The sequence below is a fragment of the Citrobacter sp. S55_ASV_140 genome, assembly GCF_018919505.1.
In the GTDB taxonomy this organism is placed as follows: domain Bacteria; phylum Pseudomonadota; class Gammaproteobacteria; order Enterobacterales; family Enterobacteriaceae; genus Citrobacter; species Citrobacter werkmanii.
In genome coordinates this window covers 1-10,630 of record NZ_JAHLQZ010000148.1, presented here as the reverse complement: position 1 = coordinate 10,630, position 10,630 = coordinate 1, and the positions used below count along the sequence as shown (strand labels likewise).

General features: G+C 52.8%; 10 protein-coding genes. 9 read left to right on the top strand and 1 reads right to left on the bottom strand.

The features are described from left to right. Positions 1-343: 343 nt before the first annotated feature. Positions 344-556, bottom strand: coding sequence for a 50S ribosomal protein L31 (gene rpmE, locus KQJ18_RS17905; protein ID WP_038636025.1), 213 nt, complete (start codon positions 554-556; stop codon positions 344-346). Positions 557-813: 257 nt separating this feature from the next. Between rpmE and priA the strand changes: the two genes are divergently transcribed. The 9 genes from priA (at position 814) to KQJ18_RS17860 (ending at position 10,501) form a co-directional block, all read left to right on the top strand. Further along, positions 814-3,012 carry a primosomal protein N' gene (gene priA, locus KQJ18_RS17900; protein ID WP_216422420.1) on the top strand — a complete coding sequence of 733 codons (2,199 nt, stop codon included), beginning with the start codon at positions 814-816 and terminating at the stop codon, positions 3,010-3,012. Between the two features lie 154 nt (positions 3,013-3,166). Then, positions 3,167-4,192: a DNA-binding transcriptional regulator CytR gene (cytR, locus tag KQJ18_RS17895; RefSeq protein WP_003028807.1), complete on the top strand. Its 1,026-nt coding sequence runs from the start codon at positions 3,167-3,169 to the stop codon at positions 4,190-4,192. Between the two features lie 93 nt (positions 4,193-4,285). Further along, entirely contained in the window at positions 4,286-5,260 is a 975-nt protein-coding gene (gene ftsN / locus KQJ18_RS17890; RefSeq protein WP_074458535.1) for a cell division protein FtsN, read from the top strand. A gap of 91 nt (positions 5,261-5,351) precedes the next feature. After that, positions 5,352-5,882: an ATP-dependent protease subunit HslV gene (gene hslV / locus KQJ18_RS17885; RefSeq protein ID WP_003028805.1), complete on the top strand. Its 531-nt coding sequence runs from the start codon at positions 5,352-5,354 to the stop codon at positions 5,880-5,882. 9 nt (positions 5,883-5,891) lie between these two features. Beyond that, positions 5,892-7,223, top strand: coding sequence for an HslU--HslV peptidase ATPase subunit (hslU, locus tag KQJ18_RS17880; RefSeq protein WP_038636017.1), 1,332 nt, complete (start codon positions 5,892-5,894; stop codon positions 7,221-7,223). 67 nt (positions 7,224-7,290) lie between these two features. Beyond that, a complete protein-coding gene (menA, locus tag KQJ18_RS17875) occupies positions 7,291-8,220 on the top strand; it encodes a 1,4-dihydroxy-2-naphthoate polyprenyltransferase (RefSeq protein ID WP_038636012.1) in 930 nt (309 codons plus the stop codon). A 92-nt stretch (positions 8,221-8,312) separates the two neighbouring features. Further along, entirely contained in the window at positions 8,313-8,798 is a 486-nt protein-coding gene (gene rraA, locus KQJ18_RS17870) for a ribonuclease E activity regulator RraA (RefSeq protein WP_216422419.1), read from the top strand. 227 nt (positions 8,799-9,025) lie between these two features. After that, a complete protein-coding gene (locus tag KQJ18_RS17865) occupies positions 9,026-9,316 on the top strand; it encodes a UxaA family hydrolase (protein WP_216422418.1) in 291 nt (96 codons plus the stop codon). A 21-nt stretch (positions 9,317-9,337) separates the two neighbouring features. Next, positions 9,338-10,501: a UxaA family hydrolase gene (locus KQJ18_RS17860; RefSeq protein ID WP_038636004.1), complete on the top strand. Its 1,164-nt coding sequence runs from the start codon at positions 9,338-9,340 to the stop codon at positions 10,499-10,501. The last annotated feature ends 129 nt before the right edge of the window (positions 10,502-10,630 follow it).

Here is a 10,630-nt window from a genome sequence, read left to right as displayed (position 1 = left end):
TTCATGACCATCCCTCTTCACACTACATCAAGGAAATTACCCATCTCGTTCCGTCCATTAATGGGAAACGATAAAGGATTAAGAATAATTTTATATTTCCACGAAAGTGTATTTTAGAAAGAAAGCAGAAACCTTTGGTATTTTGCCAACAATTGGCATGAGTGGCAAAAATCAGAAGATAAAAAGGATGCAGATCACCAGTAGAAACATTTTACCTAAAAAATAAAAACACTGTTTTATTTATTAAATAAAAGACACTATTCAACACATCAATATGAATTTCATTCTTCAGGCGCAGAAACAAAAAAAGCGCCGAAAGGCGCTTTTTTCTGACAGCTGAAACTTATTTGCTGCCTGGGATGTTGAAACGCTTGTTGAAGCGATCAACGCGGCCACCGGTAGCAACATCACGCTGCTTGCCAGTATAGAACGGGTGGCACTTGCTGCACACGTCGAGGTTCAGATCGTGACCGACGGTGGAGCGGATTTTAATGACGTTACCGCAAGAGCAGTTTGCAGTAATTTCTTCGTATTTCGGGTGAATATCTTTTTTCATGGGAAAACCTCAGTTTAAGGCCGCGTCGCTCTTCCAGCCCTAACGCCAGACACCACGCGATGTTAATTATTCCCCGTCACCTTTCACACTGCATCAACAGCTTGAAATTCTCGGGTAATGGTCATTGTTTGACGCAATCAATTTGCATCAAAGGCGGCGAATCATACAGAAATTAACCTGCTCATGCAAACTGATCCGCATTCTACCCTTCACTAATGTGTATACTAACCCGCCAGATTTCAAGTCAGGATGATTCAATGCCCGTTGCGCACGTTGCCTTACCCGTTCCGCTACCTCGCACCTTTGACTACCTTCTGCCGGAAGGCATGAGCGCCAAAGCCGGGTGTCGTGTACGCGTGCCTTTTGGCAAGCAACAGGAGCGCGTGGGCATCGTCCTTTCCGTTAGCGAGCACAGCGAACTGCCGCTCAACGAATTGAAAGCCGTTCTCGAAGTGCTGGACAACGAGCCGGTCTATTCGACCTCCGTCTGGCGTCTGCTGTTGTGGGCAGCTGACTATTATCATCATCCTATTGGCGACGTGCTGTTTCATGCCCTGCCGATTCTGTTACGCCAGGGACGCCCGGCTGCCAACGCGCCCATGTGGTACTGGTTTGCCACTGAAGAGGGCCAGGTTATTGATCTCAACGGCCTGAAACGCTCTCCCAAGCAGCAGCAGGCGCTGGCAGCATTACGCCAGGGAAAAATCTGGCGCGACCAGGTGGCAGAGTTGGAATTTAATGACGCCGCCTTGCAGGCGCTGCGTAAAAAAGGCCTGTGCGATCTGGCAAGCGAAACGCCAAGCTTTAGCGACTGGCGTACGCACTACGCGGTTTCCGGTGAGCGTCTTCGGCTGAATACCGAACAGGCTACCGCCGTCGGGGCGATCCACAGCGCCTCGGACAGTTTTAGCGCCTGGCTATTAGCGGGCGTGACGGGATCGGGTAAAACAGAGGTCTATTTAAGCGTACTGGAAAATGTGCTCGCCCAGGGCAAACAGGCGCTGGTGATGGTGCCGGAGATTGGCCTGACGCCGCAAACTATTGCTCGGTTTCGCGAGCGCTTCAATGCGCCGGTCGAAGTCCTGCACTCGGGTTTAAATGACAGCGAACGTCTTTCGGCATGGCTGAAGGCGAAAAATGGCGAAGCGGCGATTGTCATCGGCACGCGCTCGTCGCTGTTTACACCGTTTAAAAATCTGGGCGTGATTGTCATCGACGAAGAGCACGACAGCTCTTATAAACAGCAGGAAGGCTGGCGCTATCATGCGCGCGACCTCGCGGTTTATCGTGCCCATAGTGAACAAATTCCCATTATTCTCGGCTCAGCCACCCCAGCGCTGGAAACGCTGTGCAACGTGCGGCAGAAAAAATACCGCATGCTGCGCCTGACGCGCCGCGCCGGAAATGCGCGCCCAGCCACTCAGCACGTGCTGGATCTGAAAGGTCAGCAGGTACAGGCCGGACTCGCCCCTGCGCTTATCGCCCGTATGCGTCAGCACCTGCAGGCGGATAACCAGGTGCTCCTGTTTTTAAACCGCCGGGGTTTTGCTCCTGCCCTGCTGTGCCACGACTGTGGCTGGATTGCTGAATGCCCGCGCTGCGATCACTACTACACGCTGCATCAGGCGCAGCACCATCTGCGCTGCCACCACTGCGACAGTCAGCGTCCGATACCGCGTCAGTGCCCTTCCTGCGGCTCAACGCATATGGTTCCGGTAGGACTCGGCACCGAACAGCTTGAGCAGGCTCTGGCGCCTTTTTTCCCCGGCGTGCCCATCTCACGCATCGATCGCGACACGACCAGCCGTAAAGGGTCGCTGGAGCAGCATCTGGCGGAAGTGCATCGCGGCGGCGCGCGAATCCTGATCGGCACACAAATGCTGGCGAAAGGCCACCATTTCCCGGACGTCACTCTGGTGGCGCTGCTGGACGTTGACGGCGCGCTGTTCTCCGCAGATTTCCGGTCGGCAGAACGCTTCGCCCAGCTCTACACGCAGGTTTCCGGGCGTGCCGGTCGCGCCGGGAAACAGGGTGAAGTGGTGCTGCAAACGCACCACCCTGAACATCCGCTACTGCAAACCTTACTGTATAAAGGTTATGACGCCTTTGCCGAACAGGCGCTGGCCGAGCGACAAACGCTCCAGCTTCCCCCATGGACCAGCCATGTGATCGTGCGGGCAGAAGATCACAACAACCAACATGCGCCGATGTTCTTGCAGCAGTTACGAAATCTGATTCAGGCCAGTCCGCTGGCCGATGAAAAACTGTGGGTGTTAGGCCCAGTTCCCGCCCTGGCGCCCAAACGTGGCGGTCGCTATCGCTGGCAAATTTTGTTGCAGCACCCATCGCGAATTCGCCTGCAGCATATCGTCAGCGGCACACTGGCGCTGATCAATACGTTACCCGATGCGCGTAAAGTTAAATGGGTGCTGGATGTCGATCCCATCGAGGGATAATCCCTCACGATGCGAGGCGGATCGTAAAATTAAAGATCCATCACACTTTTTATGAAAATTCTGTAACCGCTTCCATTCACTATCTGATAAAAATGTTTCAGATGAAGGTTATCCAGGGACGAGTCTGTGCCAGCCGCCCTGGCGAGGAGAAAGAGTGAAACCGAATAAGCAGGTTGCCGCCGCTACGATGAAAGATGTTGCCCTGAAGGCGAAAGTCTCAACGGCAACCGTATCCCGCGCATTAATGAATCCAGACAAAGTTTCGCAGTCAACCCGTAACAAGGTTGAGCAGGCTGCTCTGGAAGTGGGATATCTACCTCAATCGATGGGACGCAACGTAAAGCGTAATGAGTCACGTACCATTCTGGTGATTGTGCCTGATATCTGCGATCCGTTTTTTAGCGAAGTCATTCGTGGCATAGAAGTCACCGCCGCAGAACAGGGATATCTGGTGCTTATCGGCGATTGCGCGCACCAGAATCAGCAGGAAAAGACCTTTCTTAACCTCATTATCACCAAGCAGATCGATGGCATGGTCCTGCTCAGCTCGCGCCTGCCGTTTGATGCCAGCGTTGAAGAGCAGCGTAATTTACCGCCGATGGTTATGTCCAACGAGTTCGCGCCAGAGCTGGAACTCCCCACCGTGCACATTGATAACCTCACCGCCGCCTTCAACGCGATGAATTATCTGCTGGAGTTGGGACATAAACGCATTGGCTGTATCGCCGGACCAGAGGATATGCCGCTGTGCCATTACCGTCTGCAAGGTTACGTTCAGGCACTGCGCCGCAGCGGAATTACGGTCGATCCGCATTTCATCGCGCGCGGAGACTTTACCTATGAAGCGGGAGCTAATGCGCTTAAACAGCTCCTGGCGCTACCACAGCCGCCTACCGCAGTCTTCTGCCACAGCGATGTCATGGCGCTTGGCGCCCTCTCTTACGCCAAACGTCAGGGCCTGAAAGTACCCGACGATTTATCGATCATTGGCTTCGATAACATTTCGCTCGCGGAATTTTGTGATCCACCCCTGACAACCGTCGCACAGCCGCGTTTCGATATCGGACGCGAAGCTATGCTGTTACTGCTCGATCAATTACAAGGGCAGAACGTCAGCAGTGGCTCACGTTTACTGGACTGCGAGCTTATTATTCGGGGTACAACCCGGGCACTGACGTAAAGTAAAGTGCTTTCGGACTCCCCTGTCTGGTCAAAGGCCCGCCGCTTAAGTAACATGGCGGGCTGACGAACGAATAAATACAGCGAAACGATAGTGGCACAACGAGATTATGTACGTCGCGGCCAACCGGCACCTTCGCGGCGCAAAAAGAGCACATCACGGAAAAAACAACGCAATACGCCTGCGGTATCGCCCGCTATGGTTGCTATTGCTGCAGCCGTACTCGTGACCTTTATCGGTGGTCTGTACTTCATTACGCATCACAAGAAAGAAGAGTCCGAAACGCTGCAAAACCAGAAAGTCACCGGAAATGGCATTCCACCAAAACCGGAAGAGCGCTGGCGATACATCAAAGAGCTGGAAAGCCGTCAGCCTGGCGTACGCGCGCCTACCGAACCGTCTGCCGGCGGCGAGGTGCTGAACGCCGACCAGTTAACCAATGAGCAGCGCCAGTTGTTAGCGCAGATGCAGGCTGATATGCGTCAACAGCCAACGCAGCTCAACGAAGTACCATGGAACGAACAAACGCCTGAGCAACGCCAGCAAACGCTGCAGCGTCAACGTCAGGTGCAACAGCAGCAGTGGAACACTACGCAGCAGCAGGCTCAACAGCCACGCCAACGGGCAACGGAACAGCCGTACCAGCAGCCGCAAACGCGTACGGCGCAAACCGCACCGGTACAACAGCCGAAACCGCAGCCAAAACCGGCGGCGCAACAGCCGTATCAGGATCTGCTGCAAACGCCTGCGCATACCACCGCCGCTCAGCCGAAAACGCAACCGGCCGCGCCAATAACGAATGAAACGCAGCCGCCAAAACAGACGGCGGAGAAAAAAGATGAACGCCGCTGGATGGTTCAGTGCGGGTCATTTAAAGGCGCTGAGCAGGCAGAAACCGTGCGCGCACAGCTGGCCTTTGAAGGGTTCAACTCGCGAATTACCACTAATAACGGCTGGAATCGCGTGGTTATTGGTCCGCTCAAAGGCAAAGAGAATGCCGACAATACCATCAGCCGCCTGAAGGTTGCCGGTCACACAAACTGCATTCGACTCGCCACTGGGGGTTGAAACCCCCAAAATCCCCCCCATCTATACTTGCATTACGCCCCGCATCCTGTGCGGGGCCTGTATTCTGCATTTGTAACCAAGGGGTCTGCTCGTGACAACAATAGTAAGCGTACGCCGTAACGGCCATGTGGTAATCGCCGGTGATGGTCAGGCCACACTGGGTAACACCGTAATGAAAGGCAACGTGAAGAAAGTCCGCCGTCTGTATAACGACAAAGTCATTGCGGGCTTTGCGGGCGGTACTGCGGATGCATTCACGCTGTTTGAACTGTTCGAACGCAAGCTGGAAATGCACCAGGGTCACCTGGTGAAAGCGGCCGTTGAACTGGCAAAAGACTGGCGTACCGACCGTATGCTGCGCAAACTCGAAGCGCTGCTGGCCGTCGCAGATGAAACGGCATCACTCATCATCACCGGTAACGGCGACGTCATCCAGCCAGAAAACGATCTGATTGCCATCGGCTCCGGCGGTCCCTACGCCCAGGCTGCTGCACGCGCTCTGCTGGAAAACACCGAGCTTGGCGCGCGCGAGATTGCTGAGAAAGCGTTGGATATTGCAGGGGATATCTGCATTTATACCAACCACTTCCATACCATCGAAGAATTGAACTCCAAAGCGTAAGGATCCCCCATGTCTGAAATGACCCCACGCGAAATTGTCAGCGAACTGAACAAACACATCATCGGCCAGGATAACGCTAAGCGTTCCGTGGCGATTGCCCTGCGTAACCGCTGGCGCCGTATGCAGCTCAACGAAGAGCTGCGCCATGAAGTGACGCCGAAAAATATTCTGATGATTGGTCCGACCGGCGTCGGTAAAACCGAAATCGCCCGTCGCCTGGCAAAACTGGCCAACGCGCCGTTCATCAAGGTTGAAGCAACCAAATTCACCGAAGTTGGCTATGTTGGTAAGGAAGTTGACTCGATCATCCGCGATCTGACCGACGCAGCCATTAAGATGGTTCGCGTTCAGGCCATCGAGAAAAACCGCTTCCGCGCTGAAGAGATGGCGGAAGAGCGCATTCTCGACGTGCTGATCCCACCAGCTAAAAATAACTGGGGACAGTCTGAGCAGCCGCAGGAACCTTCTGCCGCGCGTCAGGCGTTCCGTAAAAAACTGCGCGAAGGCCAGCTCGACGATAAAGAGATCGAAATCGATCTCGCCGCCGCACCGATGGGCGTTGAAATCATGGCGCCTCCGGGCATGGAAGAGATGACCAGCCAGTTACAGTCCATGTTCCAGAACCTGGGCGGTCAGAAGCAAAAACCGCGTAAGCTGAAAATCAAAGACGCGATGAAGCTGCTGATTGAAGAAGAAGCGGCCAAACTGGTGAACCCGGAAGAGCTGAAACAGGAAGCTATCGACGCCGTTGAGCAGCACGGGATCGTGTTTATCGACGAAATCGACAAAATCTGTAAGCGCGGCGAATCCTCTGGTCCGGATGTGTCCCGTGAAGGCGTACAGCGCGACCTGCTGCCGCTGGTTGAAGGCTGCACGGTCTCCACCAAGCACGGCATGGTGAAAACCGATCACATTCTGTTTATCGCTTCTGGCGCATTCCAGGTCGCGAAACCGTCGGACCTGATCCCGGAACTGCAGGGTCGTCTACCGATTCGCGTTGAACTACAGGCGCTGACCACCAGCGATTTTGAGCGTATCCTGACCGAACCGAATGCCTCCATCACCGTTCAGTACAAAGCGCTGATGGCGACCGAAGGTGTGGACATTAACTTCACCGAATCGGGCATTAAACGCATTGCCGAAGCGGCCTGGCAGGTTAACGAAACCACCGAAAACATCGGTGCGCGTCGTCTGCACACCGTTCTGGAACGTCTGATGGAAGATATTTCCTATGATGCGAGCGATTTGAACGGCCAAAGCATCACAATTGATGCCGATTATGTGAGCAAACATCTGGATGCGCTGGTCGCAGATGAAGATCTGAGCCGTTTTATCCTATAATCGCGTTCAATGCATTTTCATCACTGTTGATGGGGCTGATAAAGCCCCATTTTTATTGGCGCTAAATATGACTGAACAACAACAAATTAGCCGCTCACAAGCCTGGCTGGAAAGTTTACGACCTAAGACCTTACCGCTCGCCTTCGCGGCGATCATCGTCGGTACGGCATTAGCATGGTGGCAAGGATACTTCGATCCGCTGGTTGCTCTGCTGGCATTGATTACGGCGGGACTGCTGCAAATTCTGTCCAATCTCGCTAACGACTATGGCGATGCCGTCAAAGGCAGCGACAAGCCCGATCGCATTGGACCGCTGCGCGGGATGCAAAAAGGGGTTATCACCCAAGAGCAGATGAAGCGCGCGCTGATCGTCACCGTAGTGTTGATCTGTCTGTCTGGTCTGGCCCTGGTTGCCGTGGCCTGTCACACGCTGGCGGATTTTGTCGGTTTCCTGGTGCTCGGGGGCCTGTCGATTATCGCCGCGATTACTTACACCGTGGGTAATCGCCCTTACGGATATATCGGTCTGGGCGATATTTCCGTGCTGGTATTCTTCGGCTGGCTCAGCGTGATGGGAAGCTGGTATTTACAGGCCCATACGCTGATTCCGGCGCTGATTCTGCCTGCCACCGCCTGCGGCCTGCTGGCAACCGCTGTGCTCAACGTCAACAATCTGCGCGATATCAACAGCGACAGAGAGAATGGCAAGAACACGCTGGTCGTGCGTTTAGGCGCCGTCAATGCCCGCCGCTACCATGCCTGCCTGCTGATGGGTACGCTGGTCTGTCTGGCGCTGTTTAACCTGTTCTCGCTGCAAAGCCTGTGGGGATGGCTGTTTATTCTCGCCGCTCCGCTGCTTTTCAAACAGGCGCGTTACGTGATGCGTGAGATGAACCCTGAGGCAATGCGCCCGATGCTGGAACGCACCGTAAAAGCGGCACTATTAACTAACCTGCTGTTTGTCGTTGGAATTTTCTTAAGTCAGTGGTCTCTTTAACTGACAAATATCAATTAACAATTGATGATTTTGCCAACAGTACACATAGCGCGATATACTAAAAATTCTCGCAGCAACTAAACGTTAAGCCTATGAAATACGATACATCCGAGCTTTGTGACATCTATCAGGAAGATGTCAACGTCGTGGAACCGCTGTTCTCTAACTTTGGGGGACGGTCGTCGTTTGGCGGACAAATCATCACGGTAAAATGTTTCGAGGACAACGGGTTGCTGTACGATCTGCTCGAACAGAACGGCCGTGGTCGCATTCTGCTGGTCGATGGCGGCGGTTCTGTTCGCCGCGCGCTGGTCGATGCCGAAGTGGCGCGGCTGGCCGTACAGAATGAATGGGAAGGTCTGGTCATCTACGGCTCAGTACGCCAGGTAGACGATCTGGAAGAACTGGATATCGGCATTCAGGCGATTGCCGCAATTCCGGTAGGCGCTTCAGGTGAAGGCATTGGGGAAAGCGATGTGCGCGTCAACTTTGGCGGCGTGACCTTCTTCTCCGGCGACCACCTTTACGCCGACAACACCGGGATAATCCTCTCCGAAGACCCGCTCGATATCGAGTGATCAAAAAGGCACCGCAAGGTGCCTTTTTTTATGCGTTTCCGTCGTACCCACCTTTTGCACGCCTTGCAACTGTAGCTATTTGCCCCAACTGATGAAGCTACTTACAGCGGCTCTATCTCCCCCTTCCCACTCTGCGTGTTATTTGTCTTAATAAACAATAATTTAAAAACATGGCACGCCTTATGCTTTATACCACTGTATCCAATCAAAGCGCATAAGGATTTTTTATGAAGAAAAATGCAGTGGTTATTACCCCGCAAGATAGCGTTGCTACTGCTATCCAGCCCCTCAAGGCCGGAGACGTCGCCAACATGTTTGTTGGCAATGAAAATCTGACCATCACCTTACGGGATGACATCCCTTACGGTCATAAATTTGCCATTAAAGCCGTTGCGCTTCATGGCGAAGTTTACAAATACGGTGAATCCATTGGTCGGGCAACAAAGCCTATCCAGACCGGAGATTATGTTCATGTTCATAATGTTGAAAGTGAACGTGGCCGTGGGGATTGGAAATAAAGGCTGAAGGAACAAGTGAAAATGAAAAAAACAATCAAAGGTTATCGTCGTCCGGATGGTAGCGTGGGTATTCGCAACTACGTCTTAATTTTACCTACCAGCGTTTGCGCCAATAAAGTGGCTCAGGACATCTCCGCTCAGGTTCATGGCTCAACCTGGCTTAATAATGATTTTGGTTGCTGCCAGATTGCTGGTGATGCTGCATTAACCGAAAAAACACTGATCAACGTTGCCAGGAACGGCAACGTTGGCGCCATACTCGTTGTCGGATTGGGTTGTGAAGGCGCTGAACCTACTCACATTGCGCAAGAAATCACGAAATTTGGTAAGCCGGTTTCCTGCATCACAATTCAGAATGAAGGGGGGACCTTGCAGTGTCAGGCGCGCGGAATTTCAATCGCACGTCAGTATGCGCAGGATTTGTCCCAGCAAGACTACGAAGAAATAAGCGTCAGCGAGTTGATCCTCGGAATGGAATGCGGAGGTTCTGATACCACCTCTGGCCTCGCCTCCAACCCTGCCTGTGGTGTTGCATCTGATTTGTTAGTTAACGATGGTGGCACATCGATTCTTTCAGAAACCACCGAATTCATTGGCGCAGAACACGTTGTTGCTCGTCGGGCCATTAATTCACAAGTCGCAGACGATTTAATCAAGCTGGTTGTGGGGTGTGAAGAAAGAGCGAAAGCCCTGGGCGCAGATATCAGGGGCGGGCAACCGACGCCAGGTAATATCCAGGGCGGTATCACCACCATTGAGGAAAAATCTCTGGGCTGCATGCACAAAGCGGGTCATTCACCGCTACAGGGCGTCCTGCAATACGCAGATTTCCCTGGCGGTCGTGGACTATGGGTGATGGACTCCCCTGGACAAGATATCGAATCCATCTCCGGGATGGTGGCTGGCGGCGCACAAATTATTATCTTTACTACCGGGCGCGGAACCCCCACGGGAAACCCGATTGCGCCAGTGATCAAAATCACCGCCAACGAAGAAACATTTACCAAAATGCGCGACAACATTGATATTGATGTTTCATCGATTATGCGGGGAGAATCTTCTATTAATGAGATGGGCGAGGTGATTTATCAGGAAATCATTAAGGTTTCTAATGGTAAAACAACCAAAGCTGAAGATCTTGGGCATAAGGAATTCTCTATTTACAAGATCGCACCAACATTTTAAGACGATAGAAATATAACCCTATACGGTGGGAATAAATAACATATTCCCATCACTTATATCCGTTACGAAAACACGGAAGTCTCCTCATGAAAATAAAACAAACAATTGAGAAATTCCCAGGCGGGATGA

Excerpts from the sequence above, each read along its gene's own strand:
- rpmE (WP_038636025.1), bottom strand. The coding sequence starts at position 556 with ATGAAAAAAGATATTCACCCGAAATACGAAGAAATTACTGCAAACTGC.
- priA (WP_216422420.1), top strand. The coding sequence starts at position 814 with ATGCCCGTTGCGCACGTTGCCTTACCCGTTCCGCTACCTCGCACCTTT.
- hslU (WP_038636017.1), top strand. The coding sequence starts at position 5,892 with ATGTCTGAAATGACCCCACGCGAAATTGTCAGCGAACTGAACAAACAC.
- menA (WP_038636012.1), top strand. The coding sequence starts at position 7,291 with ATGACTGAACAACAACAAATTAGCCGCTCACAAGCCTGGCTGGAAAGT.
- rraA (WP_216422419.1), top strand. The coding sequence starts at position 8,313 with ATGAAATACGATACATCCGAGCTTTGTGACATCTATCAGGAAGATGTC.
- KQJ18_RS17865 (WP_216422418.1), top strand. The coding sequence starts at position 9,026 with ATGAAGAAAAATGCAGTGGTTATTACCCCGCAAGATAGCGTTGCTACT.
- KQJ18_RS17860 (WP_038636004.1), top strand. The coding sequence starts at position 9,338 with ATGAAAAAAACAATCAAAGGTTATCGTCGTCCGGATGGTAGCGTGGGT.